This window comes from Arenibacter arenosicollis, from assembly GCF_014397245.1.
Taxonomy (GTDB): Bacteria; Bacteroidota; Bacteroidia; order Flavobacteriales; family Flavobacteriaceae; genus Arenibacter; species Arenibacter arenosicollis.
On sequence record NZ_JACLHY010000003.1, the window covers coordinates 42,290 to 65,574 of the forward strand.

The 23,285-nt window shown below is 40.1% G+C and carries 14 protein-coding genes; 3 read left to right on the forward strand and 11 right to left on the reverse strand.

All coding sequences use genetic code 11. The features are described 5' to 3' along the window. Positions 1-11: 11 nt before the first annotated feature. The 11 genes from H4O18_RS04755 to H4O18_RS04805 all read right to left on the reverse strand — a co-directional run bounded on the left by H4O18_RS04755 (position 12) and on the right by H4O18_RS04805 (position 17,575). Positions 12-1,352: an alpha-L-fucosidase gene (locus tag H4O18_RS04755; protein WP_187581965.1), complete on the reverse strand. Its 1,341-nt coding sequence runs from the start codon at positions 1,350-1,352 to the stop codon at positions 12-14. A gap of 26 nt (positions 1,353-1,378) precedes the next feature. Continuing rightward, positions 1,379-2,773: a sialate O-acetylesterase gene (locus H4O18_RS04760; protein ID WP_187581966.1), complete on the reverse strand. Its 1,395-nt coding sequence runs from the start codon at positions 2,771-2,773 to the stop codon at positions 1,379-1,381. Between the two features lie 7 nt (positions 2,774-2,780). Next, positions 2,781-4,871 (reverse strand): GDSL-type esterase/lipase family protein, encoded by a 2,091-nt coding sequence (locus tag H4O18_RS04765; protein ID WP_187581967.1) that lies wholly within the window; start codon positions 4,869-4,871, stop codon positions 2,781-2,783. A gap of 79 nt (positions 4,872-4,950) precedes the next feature. Beyond that, positions 4,951-7,104 (reverse strand): glycoside hydrolase family 31 protein, encoded by a 2,154-nt coding sequence (locus tag H4O18_RS04770; protein WP_187581968.1) that lies wholly within the window; start codon positions 7,102-7,104, stop codon positions 4,951-4,953. A gap of 32 nt (positions 7,105-7,136) precedes the next feature. Beyond that, positions 7,137-7,997 carry a fumarylacetoacetate hydrolase family protein gene (locus tag H4O18_RS04775; protein ID WP_187581969.1) on the reverse strand — a complete coding sequence of 287 codons (861 nt, stop codon included), beginning with the start codon at positions 7,995-7,997 and terminating at the stop codon, positions 7,137-7,139. A 92-nt stretch (positions 7,998-8,089) separates the two neighbouring features. Next, positions 8,090-9,673, reverse strand: a complete 1,584-nt coding sequence (locus tag H4O18_RS04780) for a sulfatase family protein (RefSeq protein ID WP_187581970.1) — start codon at positions 9,671-9,673, stop codon at positions 8,090-8,092. A 12-nt stretch (positions 9,674-9,685) separates the two neighbouring features. Beyond that, positions 9,686-12,037 (reverse strand): PDZ domain-containing protein, encoded by a 2,352-nt coding sequence (locus tag H4O18_RS04785; protein ID WP_187581971.1) that lies wholly within the window; start codon positions 12,035-12,037, stop codon positions 9,686-9,688. A gap of 31 nt (positions 12,038-12,068) precedes the next feature. Continuing rightward, positions 12,069-14,231, reverse strand: coding sequence for an alpha-L-fucosidase (locus tag H4O18_RS04790; protein ID WP_222942346.1), 2,163 nt, complete (start codon positions 14,229-14,231; stop codon positions 12,069-12,071). A gap of 226 nt (positions 14,232-14,457) precedes the next feature. Beyond that, positions 14,458-15,234, reverse strand: a complete 777-nt coding sequence (locus tag H4O18_RS04795) for an SDR family NAD(P)-dependent oxidoreductase (protein ID WP_187581975.1) — start codon at positions 15,232-15,234, stop codon at positions 14,458-14,460. A gap of 49 nt (positions 15,235-15,283) precedes the next feature. Then, positions 15,284-16,606 carry an L-fuconate dehydratase gene (locus tag H4O18_RS04800; RefSeq protein WP_187581977.1) on the reverse strand — a complete coding sequence of 441 codons (1,323 nt, stop codon included), beginning with the start codon at positions 16,604-16,606 and terminating at the stop codon, positions 15,284-15,286. Between the two features lie 102 nt (positions 16,607-16,708). Continuing rightward, entirely contained in the window at positions 16,709-17,575 is an 867-nt protein-coding gene (locus H4O18_RS04805; protein WP_187581979.1) for an AraC family transcriptional regulator, read from the reverse strand. A 225-nt stretch (positions 17,576-17,800) separates the two neighbouring features. Between H4O18_RS04805 and H4O18_RS04810 the strand changes: the two genes are divergently transcribed. The 3 genes from H4O18_RS04810 (at position 17,801) to H4O18_RS04820 (ending at position 23,268) form a co-directional block, all read left to right on the forward strand. Beyond that, entirely contained in the window at positions 17,801-18,391 is a 591-nt protein-coding gene (locus H4O18_RS04810; RefSeq protein ID WP_187581981.1) for an RNA polymerase sigma factor, read from the forward strand. A 100-nt stretch (positions 18,392-18,491) separates the two neighbouring features. Next, entirely contained in the window at positions 18,492-19,712 is a 1,221-nt protein-coding gene (locus tag H4O18_RS04815) for a FecR family protein (RefSeq protein WP_187581983.1), read from the forward strand. Between the two features lie 211 nt (positions 19,713-19,923). Further along, entirely contained in the window at positions 19,924-23,268 is a 3,345-nt protein-coding gene (locus tag H4O18_RS04820) for a TonB-dependent receptor (RefSeq protein WP_222942339.1), read from the forward strand. Positions 23,269-23,285: the final 17 nt, after the last annotated feature.

The window sequence follows — 23,285 nt, forward strand, 5'->3', positions numbered from 1 at the left end:
CTTTTGATGACTTAATTGCTCTCTATCACTGCACCGTCTTCGCGATAAAGATCTACTTTGCCATCGAGCAAAACGGCAAGGACAGTCATATTTTCATCCAAAACATGTTCTGGCACCTTTATATAATTTATCCCAGGGTAATGGCTCCAGAAAACCTTGCCAATTACCTGATGTGATAACTTAGTGCCTTCGCCTACAACCCAAATGCGGTTGATCTTGTTTTTAAGCCCACGGATTACTACTTCCCCATTGGGATTACCCTTTACAAACAAATAAAGGATGTTCTGGTCTTTGGACAAGGTAGTAGGGCCATAAAAATGTTCTTTTGGGATTCCTGATCGCGTACCGTAGATAGCCTCTTTATGCTTGTTGGTCCAACGGCCCAGTCCCTCCAATATTTCTACCTGTTCCTCTGGAATACTGCCATCACCTTTGGGACCTATATCCAATAACAGGTTGCCCCCATTTCCAATGACATCCGCAAAAATCCCGATAATTTGATCGGTGGTCTTATAATTATGGTCATTTTTTTGAAAACCCCAGGAATCGTTCATGGTAAGGCATAATTCCCAAAATTTGTTCTTTGGTCTAGTGATGGGCATACCTTGTTCCGGAGTGGCATAGTCGCCTTGCTCCCGTAGTCTGGAATTCAAAATGGTATTGGGATTTCTGTAAAAAAGCATTTGCCGAACTTTTGGTACTTGCCATTCTTCTGAATTGTGTTCCCAATCCCCATCAAACCAATACAAATCAGGATTATAGTTGTCCGACAATTCCTTTAATTGCCCTTGATAATAGGTCAGGAATTTGTTCCATCTTTCAGGTTGTTCCTCTGCCTTATACCTTATCGAATCCCTAGTGAAATGCGTATAGTCTTTATATGACCAGTCCGGTAAGGAAAAATAGATGCCCACTTTTAAATTATTTTTTCGGAGAGCGGATACAAACGGAGTTATCACATCCTTTTTTGCAGTTGAACTCTGAATGGCGTTAAAATCGCCATATTTGGTGTTCCAAAGTGCAAAGCCATCGTGGTGTTTGGAGGTGATTACCGAATATTTGGCACCGCTGCGTTTAATTAAATCGGCCCAAGCTTGTGGGTCGTATTTTTTTGCAGTAAATCCCTTGGTCTGCTTTACATAATCTTCGTGTGATATATACCCATTGTAAAAGGACCAGGATTCATCTATTCCATTAACCGAATATAAACCCCAATGGATAAAAATACCCAATTTGGCATCCTTGAACCATTGCATTTTCTCTTCATTGTGATAAACGGTATCCTGCACTTGTTCTTGGGCAAGATTTACCGTGATGGTCAAAAGTAAAATAGAGGTAAACAGTTTTTTCATGTATTCTTAGTAGTTACTAGTAAAATTTATTTCAACTCCCAATCATCCGTTCTAAAGGCAGATGCGGGCAAGCCAGCAGAATTATATAGATTGGGCAATGCGCCATTGGTAAAGGCAAATCGGACCGCCACTGGATTTTTAACCTTCGAAGAAGAAACCACTACCGTATTGCCATTAATTTTAGCCTTTGCAGGATAAAATTCCTTGTCTTCCCCTGCGATATAAAATTCGCGCAACTCCTTGCCATTCTGCTTCAATCCCTTATCGGCATGATTAAATTGAAGTACTATTTTTTTGTTCCTAATTTCCATAGACTCGTAGACCGGTCCCGAATATTCCAGCCCCTCTTTTCCATAGGTTTTGGCCAAGGCCCAAAGCGCCAAACGATGCCCTACGTCTTGTTTGTTTGTAGGGTGTATATTTTCCAAATTTCCAATATCATTGGTAACCACCATTCCCGTATTGTCTAAATTATTCATGGTATACAATTGCGCGTCCCTAACATGGGCTGCATCCGTCCCTTTAGGGTCGTCATATTTATACGGGGCAATCTGCACAAAATAAAAGGGTAGTTCCTTGCCCCATTCCTCCCTCCAGGATTTGATCATTAAGGGAAAAGATTTATAATAGGAAACAGGATTTACCCTGTTGGACTCTCCTTGATACCAAATACAGCCGGCTATATTGAATTTGGTGATAGGGTGAATCATGGCATTATAGGCCAAACCCGGATTGTTGGGCCACCAGGCAACTTCATTCAGTTTTTTCGCGGCTTCATTTAATTCCGCATCTTCAGTAATCAATTCCTTTTTCAACCAAACCTCCACTGGCGTGCCTCCCCAACTGGAATTAATCATACCTATAGGAACAGCTAAGTTTTGGTGTAATTCCTTACCAAAAAGATAAGCTACGGAACTAAACTTCTCCATGGTTTCTGGGGTACAGACCTCCCATTTTCCTTTCAATTGATCTTGGGGATTGTCCGATATCTGCTGTGCTACCTGAAAGAAGCGTATCTCTGGATAGTTGGCGTTTTTTATTTCCTCCTCTACATTGTCCAATCCATTTTTTGGGGTCCACTGCATATTGCTTTGGCCCGATCCCAACCAAACCTCTCCAAGGAGAACATTCTTTAACTCCAATTTTTCATGGCCTTCTACCATAACGCTATAGGCCCCTCCAGCTTTTGGTGTAGGCAATTGCAATGACCAAACCCCTTGAAAGGCCTTGGTGGTCACTTTTTCATTATTCCAAGTACCATAAACCGTAATCTCCTCACTGGTAGCCGTGGTCCATCCCCATATGGTAACGTTCGACTCTTGTTGGAGTACCATATTATCCGAAAGAATGGAAGGAAGCCAAATTTCTCCATAAGAATTGGCTACGGATAGCAAAAGCAGTAATCCCAATAATTTTTTCATAATATTTCTATTTAGTGGCTATAAAATAATTCTCCCTAATAAATTTACCCCAAACCTTATATCCTTCGGGCAATAAATGTATCCCATCTTGGGAATATAAATCTGCCCTTAAAAACCCCTTTTCATCAGATAACTCATTGATTATATTGTAATAGAATACATTTTTGTCGTTTCCAAAGTCCTTGATCAAGGAGTGAATTTTATTGTATTTCTCCCGTCTATCCGTATTTGGATCCAGACCTGTGGGCAGTGGGCCAAATAACATTATTTTTGTAGAAGGTGAAAATTTTTCGAGCACAACTTTCAAAACCTCACGAATCCCATCAAAAATTTCCTCCGCTGTATTTTCCCCAAAATTATTGACACCTATGCCCAAAATTACCACCTTTGGTTGAGCAGATTCGTAGTTCGCATTATTTAAGCGATACAATAAGTGTTGTGTCCGGTCCCCTGAAATGCCGGCACCGATCCAGTTTAAATCCTTAAAATAAAGATCTGCAGCTTCTTTACCAGGGGCATAGGTGACATTAGGCCTATTTCCACCCCACCCTTGGGTAATGGAATTCCCAATAAGTAGTATATCATTTTCTTTCGATGCTAGGCACAAGGAATCAATATCATTGGCCTGAGCCCACCAATCTTTACCTTCTTTCCACCCTGCTGCTGAACGAAATTCGGCACTCGGAGCAGGAACTATAGCAAAATTCAACTTTTGATCAGTGGCCCTAAGGATAAAATCGACAATCGGACTGGGGTTCTCCAAGCTATGGGGATGATGCCCAATGCCTTTCTTGTAAATCACTTCTATTGTGCCCCCATGGGCTTTGATACCATCCTCAAAAGGCTTAGTGTTTTCTTCGATAGGCACCACGGCGTCGGCTGCACCACATACGTGCATCATGGGATAACCACCTTTCGCAATAGATTCTATCTTTTGTATCGGGTTTCCATTAAATTTGGATATATCTTTTTCGGTTTTTAAGTGGTAAACCTTTTTAAATGCTTCCCAATCCGAGGTACTGCCTTTACCTTTTCCCAATCCTCCAGGCCAGCTCTTGCCATCCAACACAGGGGCATCGGCATAGACACAGGCAACTTTTTCAGGATTTTTATCGGCCCAATTATAAATTATCAAGCCCCCTCTACTCATACCCTCCAATACCACCTTTTTTGATAGTCCTGTTTGGGTCATTAGTCTATAAAATTCATCCCACCGCTTCACGGCTTTTGGACCCCCAAACAAATTGGCAACATCACAATAGGCAATATGAAATCCCCTTTCCAATAAGGCAATATCCGTTTGCGGCTCATGTCCCCAAAATCTTGCCCGCAATACCCAAGGCGCACCGGGTGCCACTTTCTTGGGCCGTACAATTTTACATGAAGCGCCCATAAATTCAAAATTAGTAAGAGGAAAACCATAAAAATTTTCGGTTTCAAGTACCTTTATTTCCTTGGATTTTAGCGCATCTATGGTTTCCATTTCCTTTTGCACTACCGACTCATATAATCGCTTTGCAATCACCGTTGCCCCCAAAGAAGAAGGATGTACCATATCAGGTAATAAACCAGGTTGATTTATAAAAAGCTGATATAAATCCAACACTTCCGAATTGGTCTTAAACGCAACCGAACGGGTAATTGGTGTAATCTTATTTTTGATGACCTCGTTCCAAATCCCAATAGTATCCGTGGTAAATGCTGGTACAGGAAGCAATAGAACAATCCGTGCCCTTTTATTTTCCTTTTTAAAGCTATTGACCAATTCAATATAATCCGCCTCAAAATCGTCTAAATGACCCCGATTCTGCAACTTACTGTCATTGGTCCCCAATTTTATAAAAACAATATCTGGCTTAAATTCCAAAGCATTGGAATAAGCCTCTGTTTCCCAATATGGTTTGTCTCCCTTTTTTAAAAGAGTACGCCCGCTAACCCCGAAATTGCGAACCTGATATTGGTCGCCCAACATGGCCTGCAATTGTTCTGGATAGGCATTATTTTCCTTATTGGCCACCTTCGAGCCATAAGTGACACTGTTTCCTATACATGCAATTTTTACGGAATCCTGAAAGGTAGCACCTGTGGATTTGCCCATTAAAAACATTCCTAAAAGTAAAAAAAATACCTGCTTCCTTATCATATCATCTCTTCACAAACCGTTCTAACTGTCAATTTCATTTGGTTTTAAATTCCCAAATTACTTTTTTGTTGTAACCATAAGGCTTCCCTTTTTCCGGACTGTCTATAGTACCTCTTAGGTTTCCTTTTTTATCTCTTTTTACTTGAATATCTACCTTTGAATATTGGCCCCTTTCAAAATCGAAGCTTAAGCCATCGTCATCATAAAGGGTAAACTCCCCGTCCTTTGTACCATAATGTCGAATGATTAGGTCCACCTTCTCACCCAATTTAGGTGCTTGTCTTTGAATAGGTCGCATAGGAATTATACCGCCATCCCTCACATATAATGGTATTTTTTCCAATCCGGGAGCTACTGAAATTATCTCATTTTCTCCAACGAATTTGCCAGCGTAAAAATCGAACCATTTGCCAGCGGGAAGGATAACTTTCCTTTCCTTCTCCCCTTCAAACATAGGGGCCACCAACATATTGTCGCCCATCATGTATTGATCTTTAATTTCACTTTTAACGGCCACCTTATAGGGATTGTCGGTTGAATCCAATTGACCTTCAGCTACATCCTGGTCATAAGAAAAGCCCTCTACCAAATTCATGGCCCTAAATGGAGGCAAGCCTTCAAAATGATATTGGGAAAAGGCGGTGTAGATATACGGCAATAATTGCATCCTTAAGTTAGCCACGTCCCTAACGGCAGCTTCCACTTCGGGAAAGGACCAAGGTTTGGTTCCATCTGCCCATGCATTCAGCATAGCCATTGGCGAAAAACAAACGGATTGCATTCTGCGTAACCACTCTTCAGCTGTTTTTGAAGCACGTACCTCGGGAGTCCATAACACTCCAATAAAACTGCTATTTACTAGGGCTGTTATAAAATCTTTATGACTGTAATAATCGTTATAAATTACATAGGGCAATGCACTGGCTCCAGCATTGGAAGCCCTTACCAGACCGTAAGTTCTCTGATTCTTTTCCTTGAACCATTTAGCGGTCATATCCTGGATCAGCAGGCCGTAGACCTGTCTCATTTGTTCACCACTATAACCAGAGGGAAATGTAGCTACGTCTGGCCACACCCAAAAGTCATAGCCATCAACCTCATCTATTTTATAACCGCTGACACCTATGTTTAAATGATTTTCAACAAAGTGCGCTTTAAAAATATCACGGGTTTCCTGAAGCATCAAATCGGGAACAATGCCATTCCAAACCGTATGGGAGGCTGAAAGATCTTTCATTTTGGGATACAATGACCCAACCGGGGACACATAGGGATTCAACCATAAATTGGTGCGAATACCTTGATCAAGCAATTCTTTATTGAATTTTTTCGGGTCTGGAAACCTTGTCTTGTCCCATTCAAAGGTACAGGGATAGGACATACTGTGCCAACCTGGCTCCACACCAATAAAATCTAAGGGAAAATCGTGATCTTCAAATTCCTTGACTTCCCTAACAATATCGTACTGACTATATAGTGTAGGTACTCTCTGGGTAAATCCGAGCCCCCATTTGGGAGGAATATAACCGCCGCCGTTAAATAAATTATAGCGTTGTACCGCTTCCATAGGTGAGGAACCCCCATACACATAAACATCGGTTCCTTTGGCCGGCACCAAAATTTCGACCGCATCGGAATAAGGTTGGGCCTGCCACTGCCGATCGGTATTCCTATCCCGTAGTACGGGTTTGTCATCCGCATCTACCCGGACACCTGTCCCGGCATATACAGTAATATATCTGGCAGCATCAATTAAAACCCCGTACCCTTTTGAGGAAACATAAAACGGAACCGGGGCATGGGTACGCCCATCATCCCTTCCACCATAATGGTCCACATGTAATTGCATTATGCGACCTCTTTGATGTACCGTCTTAAAATTGAGTCCCAAACCATATATTTGCTCCTCCCTTGATAAAGGAAATTGCAAATAGGTCTTTCCATCGATGACCTTGGTTTTAATTTTATCCTTTCCAAAAGGAAAAATTGCTAAAGGCAATTGACTAAGTGCGTCCTTCTTGGGCTGCACATCAACTGCCTTTAACAAACTAATATCCTCTGGTTCCCCAACACTGGCTTTCCAAATTCCATTTTCAATTTCGGTCCATTTTAATTCTTGCCCTATAACTTGATGGCTACATACCGAAAGCAGAGCGCATATAACGATGAAATGGAAGTTGGAAGTCATGACGGTTCGATTGGTTGGTTGGTTTAAGGTTCTTATTTCCCGCTATAGGCTTTTGCCGTTTGCTTGGAAGTACCAAGTCCTTCAATTCCCAATTCTACCACATCTCCTGCTTTTAAGTATTTAGGTGGATTAAATCCAAGGCCCACTCCAAAAGGAGTCCCTGTTGAAATAATATCCCCTGGTAACAAGGTCATAAACTGGCTAATATAACTAACCACTTCCTGCACATTAAATATAAAGTCGGAAGTAGAACTGTCCTGTACCTTTTCCCCATTCAATTTTAACCATAAGTTCAGGTTATTGGGATCTTTAATTTCATCTTTTGTAGCGATGAAAGGTCCAACTGGCGCAAATGTATCGCAGCTCTTCCCCTTCACCCATTGTCCTTCACGTTCTATTTGAAAGGCTCTCTCACTGTAGTCGTTGTGCAGCACATATCCGGCAACATGATCTAAAGCATTTTCTTCCGAAACATAAGATGCCTTTTTACCGATTACCACTGCCAATTCTACTTCCCAATCAGTTTTTTCACTTCCTTTTGGAATGATAACATCATCATTAGGACCTACTATGGCAGAAGTAGCCTTAAAGAACAATACTGGTTCCTTAGGTACTGCCATACCACTTTCAGCTGCATGTTTTGCATAGTTAAGACCCACACAAACAATTTTAGACGGTCTAACCAAAGGAGCTCCTAAACGAACGCTATCGCCCACCTTAGGACAGCTACTTTCATTTTGTGCCAACCATTTTTTTAATTGCTCAAGTCCGTCTGTTCCAAAGAAATCCTCATTGTAATCCCTTCCGAAGGCAGATACATCCAATCGGGTACCATTTTCCAATTGAACACCCGGTTTTTCCTTACCTATTTCTCCAAATCTAATTAGTTTCATTTGTTCCTATTTATTGAGTTACTATTTATATATAATTTTTGTTTCGGTTTCCAATTTCATAAAATACACATTCAAATAAAGCAATTTTCAAATCAATTATAAAACACTTCCAATTGCTTCCAGTCCTTACTTCCGTATCCTTCTTGGTCGTTCTTTTGCTTTTCTCCTGGATTGCTTCTCCCATTTTCTATATAGGAGACCATTAATCTGGTCATTGCACTTTCCACTTCATGAAACTGGCCATATACATTATTCTTTTCCTGTGGATCTTTGCTTAGATCGTACAACTGGAATTTTGGAAGATCTTCTATCCCTTCCGAATTAGGTTTGGGTGCACTCCAACCACCAGATCCAGGGCAAAAAATCATTTTCCAATTATCCTTTCTTATCGCAAAACTGCCGTTGATCGAATGATGCACAGTAGCCTCTCTCTTATACTCCTTGGAAGTAGGGTCCTTAAACAAAGGCACCATTGAAAAACTATCCTCCCCTTCAGTATCTGCCAAATCAACACCCACTATATCTGCACAGGTAGCCATTAAATCTGTTGTGCAAATGGTTTTATCCGATATCGAATTGGGCTTTATTTTGGCCGGCCATTTTACCATAAACGGAACTCTATGTCCTCCTTCAAAAATATCGGCCTTATGACCTCTTAAAATTCCATTGGGGCTATGCCCCTTGGCTATCATTTCGTTAATATCGGCCGCAGGGGAGCAACCATTGTCGCTCGTAAAGATCACAAGTGTATTTTCTTCAATTCCTGCTTCCTTTATAACCGCCGCCAATTGTCCCATATAGGCATCGATCATCATCATAAAATCCCCATAAGGATTTAAATCGCTTTTTCCCTGCCATTCCTCCGTGGGGAGAATTGGGGTGTGTGGCGATGGAAGCGCCAAATACAAAAAGAAGGGATCTTTTCCCTTTGATATATTCTTGATATAATTAAAGGATTTTCTAAAAAAGTTAGGGGTAACGTCGTCAAAAATAAAATCGCTTGCCGTTGGTCCCTTTCTCCACCATCCATATTTAGTCTTACTTTCCGTAACCGTATCCGGTACCATGGTAGGCATTCCATTTTCCACATACACATATGGCGCCATATCCAGAGAACCACAATGTCCGTATGAATATGTAAATCCAAGGGTATTGGGAGAGTTACCTACTTTCTTGGAGAAATCTATATTGTCAAAATCCTCTGGATTCCAACCTTCCCCAGATTCCACATTAGGATCCTTTAGGGCCCAGTCCCATCCCAAATGCCATTTGCCAATAAACGCAGTTTCATAGCCTTCCTTTTTAAGCAAAGAGGCTACGGTAGTTCTGTTTTTTGGGATCAATGCTTTGGAATTTCCTGTAAGCACACCACTTTTAATGGGACTTCTCCAATTATACCGTCCGGTAATTATTCCATAGCGCGTTGGGGTACATACCGAAGAAGAGGTATGGGCATCCGTAAATTTCATTCCCGCTGCTCCCAAAGCATCCAGGTTAGGCGTGCTGATCTTTCCTTCCGGATTGTAGAGACTAATATCTCCATAGCCCAGATCATCGGCCAAAACATATATAATATTAGGGCGCTTTTCCTTTTCTTCCGTACCTTCAAAACTAAGGCCGTAGACTGCTCCACCGATCAACAAGGCAATTAATATATATTTATACAATGGCTTCATACGGCTTTGTCTTTATTTTTTTGTTGAAATGGATATTTCCTTTTCCTTCTGATTTCTAAATATAGTAAGATTCAATTTTCCTTTCCAATTATTATTCTGATAAGACTTCATTAAGTCGGCCACCGAATTAATTTCATCACCTTCAGAGGATATAATAACATCCCCAACCTGAAGTAAGGAGTTTCCGGCCACACTTTGTTTTTCCAAAGACAGAATAAGAACTCCAGCAGTTTTATTGAGACCGGAGGCAGAACGTTCTGCCATGGTAAGAATATTTTTAATTTTAGCGCCCATCCAGTTGAATGTAGCCGACTCTTCATTGGTATTGCCAAAAAACATGACAGGTATAGTAGGGGTTTCGGCCAGGGACCTTAGGGCAGTATTGGCAACCCCAAAGCTGTCCATATCAAAGTTTTTAAATCCAATTTTGAAGGCTGGTGATTCTTCTTTTACTGAATAGTTTCCAATTTTCGCATCAGTAAACAGGACATCACCGAAAATACTATGTTGGTCCACCCCTTTGCTCTGGGTTTGCAACAAGGTTTGCTCATCTGGAAAAAGATTATAATCCACTTCTTTGCCCCAATCCTGTAATCTTATATCCTTGTGTTCCGTAAATACAATATTGTGTTTAAAAACATCTCCACTATTCTTAAACCATACATGAGGGTGGAAGCCATTATTTATCATGATGTTGTTTTCCACGGTGCGAAAAAATCCTTCCCTTAGTTTAATTCCCCCATTTAAACACACATTGTTGTAAATATGATAATTGGAGGATCCGTCGTCCAAATCTATATCCCAGCCGTGATCGCAGCGAAATCTATTATTTCTTATGACCGTAGTATGAATGGCGTCCCATTTGGGCATCTCCGGGTTAGCGGCTACAATTTGATCTAAAGTGTCGCGCTTCGGATGCCAAAATCGGTCCCTGCCCCATGAATTAAATGCTCCATGATCTCCAGATTCCAATACAGTATTGAAAACATCGTTATGTTCAATTATATGTCCGCCCCAAGTGCCATCACCAATATTGATTCCTGCCCTAGGTACATCATAAATACTGTTGTGGCTTACGGTAATATCCATGGCCATGGCAATCTGTACGCCAGCCGTTTGCTTTTCCACTCTTCCAGTGCGATGAATAAGATTATTATCTGCCACCGAGTTACTAGGATACTTATTTGATTTTGGTCCGCGAATAGTGTCCATTTCCGCCATGGTAACAAATTCGTCATATTGGAACGAAGGTGATCTCACAGCTTCGGGACTACCCACAAAACTGATGCCCGATGCCCCACATTCATGAATATGATTATCCTTTATGGCCACGTCCCTGTTGAAGTTGCTGACCAAAATAGCATTACCGCCCAAATTAGTCAATTCACAATTGTTGACACTCACATTTTGCGTCCCTTCAAGAAAAATGGCCGCCCCTCTATATATGGTCCAATCGCTTCTTAGTAATGGCTCATATTCTTCCATAAAAGTGCGCTGCGTATGCTCAAATTTTATTTTACTTATTTCAATGTCCCTAACCGGATTTTCTTCAGTACCTACAACTTCAACCAAATGCTTTAACTGCACCCCTTCGATCAAGGCATTGCCAAGATCAATTCCCTTGGTGGGCCAATAATATAGTCGGTAGTCCTTATCCAAGAACCACTCCCCTGGAGCATCCAATTCTTCAAATACATTTTCTACCATGCGATACTTGCTGTGCATTTTTGAAGGCCTATTATTTTGATGTCCTCCTGCCAACATAAGCTCTCCATTTTCATCAACCCCTTTGGAAACGTAATGAAATCCTCCCCACTCTCCACTATGCATGGTGTGCACTATGGCTCCTACTGGGTTGGCCCAGGTTTTTACTCTTTCTGGGGAAATGGCATCCGCAGCGTGTCCTTGCCAGTGTCCACCATTTTCGTCATAATTGGGGTAACGGGATAATAATTGCTGATTACCATTAACAAAAAGCTGGTCAAATTTGTCCTCTTTCTGCAATTGTGTTACAAAAATATGATCATTGAACTTTTCCCATTTGGATATAAGCACTTTGGAACCTTTTACCACTGTCTTTTCCGCCCCTTCCCCTATCAATTTAAAAGGTCCAAATTCTGGATGTATCCTTATAGGTGAATTTATTCTATGATCGCCCGCCATCAAGTGAATGGTCAAGGCATTTTTAACCCCTTCCTTTCTTAATTGAACCACGGAATTGAGTCCTTCTTCAATAGAACTAAAAACCAGTTCCCCATTCTTAAATTCCTCCCCATTGGAAGTTATATAAATATCTGATACGGTTGTTGAGCACCCTATTAAGGATAGGGCAAATACAAAATTATATAGCGCTATTTTTTTCATTAACTATTAAAAAGATATCCTATCCAAACTCTTAATCCAATAAAAAATCCAATTCCGCAATGGCTGCAGTTTTCCCATTACCGGCAATTTCCTTGGATTCAATTCTGATATATCTGGTACTTATTTTAGATTGGAACATATGGGTTCTGGTCGTTGGATCGTTTATTAAATTTCCAAAGCGAAAATCCGTAACGTTATTCCACGATTTTCCATCCGAACTAATTTTTACCACCCCCCTTTCCAACATCCCTTCGGATGAAGAAGTTTGAGGAGTATAGGAAAAACCGGTTACAGCATATTCCTTTCCAAGGTCAATATTGATATAATGTGCTTTAGAACCTGCAGCGGAACTCCAATATGTACTTTGATCGCCATCAAAGGCATTTTTAGCCGGATATTCCCCGTCAACACTATCCACTCCAAGGACTTTCCAATCCTTTTTGATAATTCCGAAAAGCTGTGAAGCAATACTGCCCAATTGTCCATTCACTTCTGCTACTGCCTTCACCTCTCCTGAAGGTATTTTAAAAGCTTCATTGTAAATTGCAGAGGCCGAGGTGGGCTCGCTGCCATCAGTGGTATAATGAATTTTGTAACCAGAATTTATGTTTCCCGCTATATCTTCCCCATGGGGTTTCCAACCAAAATTGTCCTTTTTGGGCGATATTGTTACAGAACCATCTACCGATCTTTCGATATTAAGTTGTGGCGGCCTTGCCTTGTAATAATGTGCTGAAATGTTTGCTATAGCAGGATAAAAACGCGATTCCAAGATTCTAATCCGTACTTTATGGGTAGTAACTTCAGGGAATCGTAAAATTCGTTTATATCCAATATTGGTGGCCGTGGCAATTTCTTTCCAGGCATTGTCTACCCAAGCATCCAAGGCATGTTTTTCTACCCGTTCGCTGTGGGTGTCTATAGCCTCTTGAATAGCAAGTCTATTAAAGGTAATCGGGTTTTGGGTTTCAATGATAATTTCATTGGCATCATCGCCTATGATTTGAAAACTACTTAGGTCATTGTCCAATACCTGATTTGGTCCCTTGGTATCTGATAGCAAGTTAACACCATAGGTCTCGCTGATCCGTTGGCCAACCTCTTCCAATACCAATACATCCCTTGGCGAAAACTTACCTTCCCTATTGGGTGGAATGTTCAACAAAAAAGTAGAGTTCCCACCAACCGATCTCTCATAAATATCGAACACATCATCTGTACTACGGACTTTCTGGTCTGTATCATCCCTATAAAACCAACCCTCGCGAATTGAAGTATTGGTTTCTGCCTGTTGATAATGAAGATATTTTCCATTGTAAAGATCTTCCCTACTTCCCAAAGACTCATCAGTTAAATCTGGAAAGCTGTTCATTTTGTCGGGGTCTTCCTGATAGGGAATCACATTCCATTCCGTATCCCTGGTACCGCCGGATTCGTTTCCGCACCAGCGAATATCCTCCTTTCCAAAAATAACCGCCTTGGGTGCCAATGCCCTGATCAATTCTTTCCAGGCAAGATAGTTATAGGTCTGCCCACCTTTTCTTTTCGGGTGTGCCCCATCAAACCAAACTTCATGTATAGGCCCATATTCCGTAAGCAACTCAAACAATTGGTTTAAGAAATACTCATTGTAATCGTCAACTTTAAAGGAAAAAGTGGTTTTATTTTCAAAGGGTCTTCCTTCAACTTGCCTAGGAATGGTTCTCTCGGTATACTCACTTAAATTGCCATAAAGTCCATCCTTATTTTCTATTTGAAACAAATCGGCAGGGGAAAGATACACCCCTAATTTAAGACCGTATTTTTTACAGGATTCGGACAATTCTTTAAGGACATCACCTTTTCCCTCCTTAAAAGGGGAGGACATAACACCGTGTTTAGTATACCTACTTTGCCATAGTACAAAACCATCATGGTGCTTGGCTGTGAAAATTACCATTTTCATCCCAGCATCCTTCATGGCCTTACACCATTGGTCGGTATCCAAATTTTGCAAATTAAATATGCTTGGTTCCTCCATACCATTACCCCACTCCATTCGGGTAAAAGTATTGGGACCAAAATGAATAAAAGCTATGAACTCGTTCTGTAAGGCCATATACTGGTTTGGAGTTGGCACTACATGGGCCGCCTTTAGCAAAATGGAATCATTACTATCCGCTTCATTGACTTCAATTGTTTTGGACACTGGCATCAACAAGGCATTGGGCCCTGATTTTTGGGAACAGGCCGTCAACAGGGATACTATGGCTACGTATTGAAATAATCTATTCATTTAGTTATAGTTGATTGTTCATAATTTCAAACATTGATGTAACGGTCTGTTACTGGTTTCTCTTTTTGTAAAATGGAACTAAAACATCAAATTGATATCTAGCTCCATTTTCAAATCGGTCCAAAAAAAGATGTGCCAATTAAATCTATCCGTTCAACTTTATATAACCTCCATCGATTGGGAAATCGGTTCCTGTAATAAAGGAAGCCTCATCCGAACATAAATAAACTGCCAAATTAGCCACCTCTTCAGGTTTTCCCATTCTACCTATGGGTTGGGATTGGGACAGTTTCTCGAACATTTCCGCTTCTTTTCCCGGGTAATTTTTATTTATAAATCCGTCTACAAAAGGCGTATGGATTCTAGCTGGAGAAATAGTATTGCACCGAATACCTTTATCCAAATAATCCTTTGCTACGGAATAACTCATAGTAAGTACCGCTCCCTTGGACATGGAATAGGCAAAACGGTCCGAAATACCTACTGAAGAAGCAATTGAAGCCATGTTTAAAATAACCCCGCCTTTCTCCTTCATCTTGGTGATAACCGCATGCATACAGTTATAAACCCCCTTAACATTTACGTTGTAAATGCGATCCATATCGTCTACTGCAGTACCTTCCAAATTTCCCACGTGGGCTATTCCGGCATTGTTCACCAAAATATTTATATACCTATCTTCGCCAATAGTGGAAATTATTTGCGCCACTTGGGCATTATTGGAAACATCACAAGCGTGAAAAGTGGCCTTCCCACCCTTAGCTTCTATTTCCCCAACAACACGTTCTCCATTTTCTGAATTAAATTCCAAAATGTGCACATCGGCTCCTTGCCTTGCAAACGCTTTGGAAATAGCTTCACCTATACCACTGGCGCCACCGGTGACTACTGCTGTTTTGTTTTCTAAACTAAAAAGTGACATATTATTCTTCGGATTATTAATCTTATTTACTATTCTACTTGATCTCCTGTTATTTGGCCATTACTTCATCCTTCCAAATTACGCCATCCGGAAAACTATAATCCTCCAAGGATTGTTCCTTCATCGTAATACTGTAACCAGGCATTGAGGGAGGCATATAGGCACCATTCTTAATAACCACTGGGTCATAGAAGTGTTCGTGCAAGTGATCAACATACTCTATAATACGATTCTCCAAGGAACCACTTATTGCAATATAATCGATCATGGAAAGGTGCTGCACATATTCACAAAGTCCAACCCCTCCTGCATGTGGACAAACCGGTATTTTAAATTTTGCAGCCATCAAAAGGATGGCTAAAATTTCATTTACCCCTCCTACCCTACAACTATCGATCTGACAGATTCCAATAGCATTGGCTTGCATTAATTGCTTAAACACAACCCTGTTTTGACAGTGCTCCCCAGTCGCCACTTTTATTGGGTGTACGGCCTTGGCAATTTTTGCATGTCCCAAAATATCATCCGGACTCGTTGGCTCTTCTATCCACCAAGGGTCAAACTTCTTAAGCTCTGCCATATTGGCTATCGCCTCGTCCACATCCCATTTCTGGTTGGCATCCATCATCAATTTTAAGTCGGTACCGATCTCTTCCCTGATAATTCCAGCACGACGCATATCATCCTTCAGATCCGACCCTACTTTTATTTTCATATGCTTAAAGCCAGCCGCTTTGGCCTCTTTACAAAGTCTCCTCATTTTGTCATCAGAATAGCCAAGCCATCCTGCAGAGGTAGTATATGCAGGATATCCATCCTGTAATAAGTTATTGATTCTTTCCTGTTTGGACGCCTCCTTGCTCTTAAGCAAATCCAATGCTTCCTTAGGGGTAATGGCATCTGTAATGTAGGTAAAATCTATACAGGAAACCAATTCCTCAGGAGTCATATCTGCCAAGAGTTTCCATAACGGTTTCTTTTCAACTTTGGCATAAAGATCCCAAACTGCATTGACCACTGCTCCTGTAGCCAAATGAATCACTCCCTTTTCAGGGCCTAACCAACGTAATTGACTGTCGCCTGTAATCATCTTCCAGAAGGCTCCCATGTTAGAGGTAAAACTATCCAAAGATTTACCTTTTACCAAGGGTGCCAATGAATGAATAGCAGCAGCACATAGTTCATTGCCCCTACCAATGGTAAAGGTCAACCCATGCCCCTCAAGGCCGTCAGGATGGTTGGTTTTTAAAATTACATAGGCCGCGGAATAATCCGGGTCTGGATTCATGGCATCTGATCCATCCAGTGATCTGCTGGTAGGAAATCGGACATCTTTTACTAAAACATCCGTAATAATAATTTTGCTGTTCATTTGGAATAATGTTAAAGAAACAAAACTAAATCCAAACCATATTTATAACCACCACTAGAAGCACCAATTCTGATACTTTTTTGACCGAAATTACAATTTTTGCTAATTTTGAGTATGAAGTTTAATATAATCAGAGGGTGACATGCCTGTTATTGACTTAAAATGCCTATTAAAATTTGAAATATTATTAAAGCCCGACTCGTAACAAACCGGGGTTATGTTATTCTTATTCTCTATAAGCAATTTACATGCATACCCAATCCTTATTTCATTTAAGTAGCGTGTAAATGTTTTTCTATGGATTCGTTTAAAAAACCTACTAAAGGCCGAAGGGTTCATTTTAGCAATTTCCGCCACATCTTTTGAACCAATAGGTTGATTGAAATTCTTGAATACAAACTCATATATCTCATCCAGACCTTTATTATCCGTTTTATTAAAGGAATTTAAAAATCCAGGGCTGGACAATAATTGATATTCCTCATGATTTGCCAACTTGTACAAAATCTCAATTAACTTGATTGTTTTTTCAAATGGCTCCAGGGTGTGCAATTTCTTAATTTTTTCAATAACCTTAAGGTCGATATTCGAAAATTTTATTCCCTGGGCCGCCCTTTTAATCAACTGCAATATGGGTTTCATCTCTATGGCATCCAAGAATTCCAACCCTAGGAAGTCTTCCTTAAAGTGTATGGCAATGGCTTCGGAAACCAAATCCGAATCGGGCTCAAAATACACTTCATCATTAAGCCACATATGGGGCAGGTTTTTCCCGATCAATACCAGGTCTCCTTCGGAAAACTTTTCAATTCCGTCTCCAATAAAACGGGTCCCTGTACTTTTTGCAATGTAAACTAATTCCAATTCCGGGTGATAATGCCAAATTTTTAAGAAATGGGAATAACTATTTTGTGTAACGGTAAAGGAACTGTTCTGTAAACTGGCCCTATTAAGAAGGTGTAATTTCATAAAATTAGATAAATAACAAAAAGCGTAATGAGATTTTAAATATACATCTTTTTTTACACGGATTAAAAATTGGCAAAAAAAGTATTGCTAAATGTGCAATTTTTAGTTGAAATGAAAGAAAATACCACTTAATTTCGGACGTTATCTTTTAGAGATTATATATTTCTTGAAAAGAAGGTGCCTTAAATTTCTTAATAAAATTCTAATCTTTTAATTGCTACAGTAATGTCAGGACAACCCTTAGACCAATTATTAGCTTCCTTAATAAAAGGAAATAGGTTGGCATTTAAGACTGTTTTTGAGCTGTATGAAAAAAGGTTGTATTATTTCATACACTCGATCACGAAGTCGGATTATGCCACCGAAGAGATACTACAGGAAGTATTTATTAAGATTTGGACAAAAAAGGAGACCATTGATCTTGAGCATTCTTTTGATGCCTTCATTTTTAAAATTGCAAAAAATGCAACTTATAATTATTTAAGAAGTATTGCCAATCAGGAATCCCTGAAGAAAGAATACTGGAAAAATATTAGCTTATTAAATGAGGAAACAGAAAACACCATTCTACTAGGTGAATATGAAGACATAGTAAATGATATCCTACAACAAATCCCCACTCAAAAGCGAAGTATTTTTGTATTGTCCAAACAACAAGGTAAAAGCAATGAGGAAATAGCAAATCTTTTGGGAATAACTCAGAAGACGGTGAAAAACCATCTTTGGAAAACCCTACAAATCATCAAGACAGAGTTGAAACCTTATATGGCAGACAGCATATATTTTTTTCTAATTAGTCTACTTCTTTTCACATAATTTATCTATTTCGTAAAAAATGCAGCCCCAATTTGGGACTTTATCATTTTTGAGGTGTATTACTTATATAGCCCATAATACTACTATTAAAATATCGTAGATGCAGAACGAGAACAAATTGGATAAGCTCTTCCAAAAATTGGTGGACAATACCATTTCTAAAAAGGAATTGGATTGTCTAACTGAGCTTGTTAATAATTCTGATCTGGATATAATTCAGAATGAAATTTGGGCCAAACACTGGGAAAAAGCAAAAAAGGGAAACCTGCCATTTAAAAAAAGGAAAAATCAGGACTCCAAAATTCTATTGCAGAAAATACTTTACAAAATAGAAGACATTGAAAGCAAAAAAAAAATTAGAACTTTTGTACCCAGTAACAAAATAAAATATTGGTCAGCTATTGCAGCGACCCTATTATTACTGGCAGGTATATACTTTTTTAATCAAAAAAACACCGAATTGCCAACAACACCAATAGCAATTCAGCACAATCCAAATTCTGAGGCAATTACATTGCAATTGGACAACGGTACCATTGAAACAATCTCAGACAATGGAAAGCGAAAGATTACCACTACAAGCGGAAATTTAATTGCTTCACAACAGGGAAATTCATTACAATACACAGGTGCTGAAACCCAAAACGAACTGGTATACAATACGCTACATATACCCTATGGCAGACAATTCGACCTTGTCCTATCCGATGGAACCAAAGTAAAGATGAATTCTGGAAGCTCCATTAGATACCCCGTGAATTTTTTGGCCGGGGAGGAAAGGAAAGTGTTTTTAAAAGGAGAGGCCTATTTCGACGTAGCCAAAGACAAGGCTCACCCTTTTATCGTGAATGCCGACCAAATGAACATCAGAGTATTGGGTACACAATTTAACCTTTCTTACTATCCGGAAGATGAAGACATCAGCACAGTGTTGGTCGAAGGTGCCGTAGTACTTTACAAAGAAGGTGCTGATCTAAAAACAAATTCTGCCTCCCAGCTAGTCCCTGGACAAAGTGCCGAATGGAATAAAATTAGCAATACAATGACCATAAAGGAAGTGGATACCGATCTTTATACCGCATGGATAGATGGGTATCTTGTATTTAAGGCTTCCCCCTTTTATAGTATTAGGACAAAATTGGAAAGACACTTCAATATTACCATCGAAGATAAAAGTGGACGATTGGAAAATCAAATATACACGGCCACATTTAGAGATGAGACCATTATAGAAATCCTGGAAGCTTTTAAGGAAGATACCCCCTTTGAATTTATACAGGAGGGTTCTAAAATTATAATACTCAATAAAAATGCTAATTAAAAAAAAGGATGCCAATGAAAATGAACTAAAAACATGTGCACTAGAAAAATCACTTTTACAAAAAAACCGGAAAATGTTGGCGCATTCCCCGGCATAAGAAAGTGATATAAACAAATGAAATGTTTAATCACCAAACCTTTACAAAAGTATGAAAAAATTAAAATTAGTCCGGCCTTTCCATTCGGATTGGCTAAGCAAACATCATTTAAAGATGAAACTAACAACTCTATTACTAATAGTTTCTCTGTTTAAAATTCAGGCCAACACATACGGACAGAACACAAAAATTACATTAAACCTGAAAAACGTTAGCGTTCAACAGGTATTTAATGAAATTGAATCCCTTTCAGATTTTAGGTTTCTGTACAACCATGAAAAGGTGAATTTAACGAGAACTGTTTCCGTTAACGTGGATAAAGAGCCTATATCAAATATTTTGGAAGATTTATTTGAAGCAACGGATATTTATTTCAGCGTCAAGAACAAGCAGATTATTTTAAAAACGGGCAAAACGAATAAAGCCATTGCCCCCGTAAATAACGCCGTTGAACAACAAACTGTAAGCGGAACCATTACCGATTCGGACGGCACCCCCTTACCTGGAGCGAACATTGTGGAAAAAGGAACCACTAATGGGGTTACAGCCGATTTTGACGGTAATTTTTCACTAGATGTAGCCAATCAAAATGCAACCCTAGTCATTTCCTATATTGGTTTTGCATCAAAAGAAATTTCTCTAAATGGACAAACTACTATTTCGGTTAGTTTAGAAGAAAGTGCTGCTGGATTGGACGAAGTAGTATTGATCGGATATGGTACACAGAAGAAAAGTGACCTCACCGGTGCAGTGGGCTCCATTAAGTCCGAAGAATTGGCAGAAAGACCGGCTGCCTCATTAAACCAAGCCATGGCTGGTAAGGTGGCAGGTGTTAACGTAACTTCTGGTTCAGGACGACCAGGGGGTAGAACCGTAGTGCGAATCCGTGGTAATACATCGGTAAGTATCGCCAATACACCACTTTATGTAATAGATGGTGTAATATTGAATGCCACCAATTTACCCAATGGCAGTACTCCGATCGATTACCTGAATCCCAATGATATCGCATCCATAGAAATTTTAAAAGATGCTTCCGCGACGGCCATATATGGTGCGAGAGGCGCCAATGGTGTAATTCTGGTTTCTACTAAAAAAGGAACTACTACTGGTGAAACCCGTCTTAATTATGATGTGGATTTCAGCATAGGAACCTTACCTAAAAAACTTGACCTGTTAAATTCAGAAGAGTTTCTTCGTGTTGAGGAAATTGCATATGCCAATGCTGAAAAATTTGACCCGGAGGGATGGGCCGGTGGAAGATATACCGACCCTAGATTAAAGAGAACCGACCCAAGACTTTTTGATGCCAGCGGCAACCCCCTTTATGATACCGATTGGCAAGATGAAGCTATCAGGGACGCTATTACCCAAAATCACCAACTTTCTTTTACCGGTGGAAACCAAAAATCGAATTTTGGACTATTTATGGGCTTTAGGGATGAAGAAGGACTTATCGTAGAATCATGGCTGAAGCGTTATTCAGGTAGATTTACTTTGGATACCGAGGTTAACGACTGGTTAAAAGTTGGAGGTAGCTTGAGCTATAACGACCAAAACGAAAAGCAAGTAGACCAACTTGGTGGTGGTGGTATCACTACAATGCGACAAGTTTATGAAGCCCTACCTATTATACCGGTCCGCTATGAGGATGGTACTTGGGGCTCTAACATACACTATCCAGGGATGGAAGGTGGCGGTAGCCCAGTGGCAGTTGCGAACGATCGTAGGTATTTCCTCAAGACCCAGACAGTTTTGGGCAGCTTCTACGGTAATATTGAGTTCAATAAAAACCTAGTATTACGTACTACCCTAGGTACCAATATCATTAATCAAAGAAACGATTATTACGGAGGAAAGGACCTAAGGTACATAGCCATGCCCGATGGTGCCGCATATGTAGATAACTCGCGTTATAATTCATGGCAATTTGAAAATTATTTGACCTATAACAAGGATTTTGACAGCAATAATTCGTTAACGGCCATGGCAGGTCTTTCCTGGCAACATGTAGATCAGTTTAGCGCAAGGGCATCGACCCGTGGGTTCGCCGATGACTTTTACGGTTTTAACAACCTTGGTGCAGGGTCCAACCCACAGACACCAACCTCAAGCAAAACTGCTTACGGGCTAAACTCTTATTTTGGGCGTGTCAACTACAACTACATGAACAAATATTTATTGACGCTTACAGGTAGAGCTGATGGATCGTCTAAATTTGGACCGGAAAATCAGTTTGCCTTTTTCCCATCCGCAGCATTGGCCTGGAGGGCTTCTGAAGAAGATTTTCTTTCGGAGAACGAAACCATTTCCAATCTTAAAATTAGAGCTAGTTACGGTGCAACAGGTAACTCTGAATTACCAGCTTACCAAGCATTGGCCGGCTTGTCCAATGGTTCGGTAATTTTTAATGGCGCCCGCTCCGCCTATACTGTCCCAGGTCGTATGGCCAATCCCGATTTAAAATGGGAAAAAACGGAACAAGTGGATGCCGGTATTGAATTAGGGCTTTTTAATAATCGTATCGGGTTAGAGCTTGATGTGTACCGAAAGTTGACTTCCGACATGCTCCTTAATGCTCCCGTTCCCTCTTCAAGTGGTTTTACCAATGTATTTAGAAACGTTGGAAGTTTGGAAAACAAGGGTGTTGAAATTAATATGAATACAGTAAATTTTGACAATGAACTATTTGGTTGGAGCAGCAACTTCAATATTTCGATCAATAAAAACGAAGTAACTGCACTTTCAGGAGGTTCCGATATTTTCTTGGGGTCTACTTTGATCCGTGTTGGTGAACCGGTAGGTACTTTCTTCGGGTACATTGATGAGGGTACATGGAACACTGATGAAGCCGCTCAGGCAGCAATCTATGATAGATTGCCAGGTGATATTAAATACCGTGACTTAAACAATGATGGGGCCATCAATAGCGATGACAGGGCCATCATCGGAAAAGGTATCGCCGACGGTTTTGGAACATTTTCAAATACCTTCAGATATGGCAATTTTGAACTACTGGTAGACCTGCAGTTTCAATATGGTAACAGTGTAATGTACCGCGATGAACACTCGGCCGAAGACCGTCAAACAATTGCCAATAGCTTCGCGACCGTTTTAAATGCGTGGACTCCGGATAATCAAGATACCGATATTGCACAAATAAGACCAATTGCTGCTGGATATGATACCAATAACGATTCAGGGAAATTAAAGGATGGTTCATTTTTAAGAGGAAGAAATTTGATGCTATCCTACGTATTCAAACCTGAATTGGTAGAGCGTTTACATTTGAATCGCCTAAGGGTATATACTTCGGTGCAGAACTTTTTTGTAGCAACGAAATATCCAGGATATGACCCTGAAAGTTCGAATGGTGGAGGAGCTTTCGATCAAGGATTCTCTCTTTACGATTATCCCAGACCTCGAACCTTTATGCTAGGATTAAATGTTGGACTATAACCCTATAAAAGATAAAA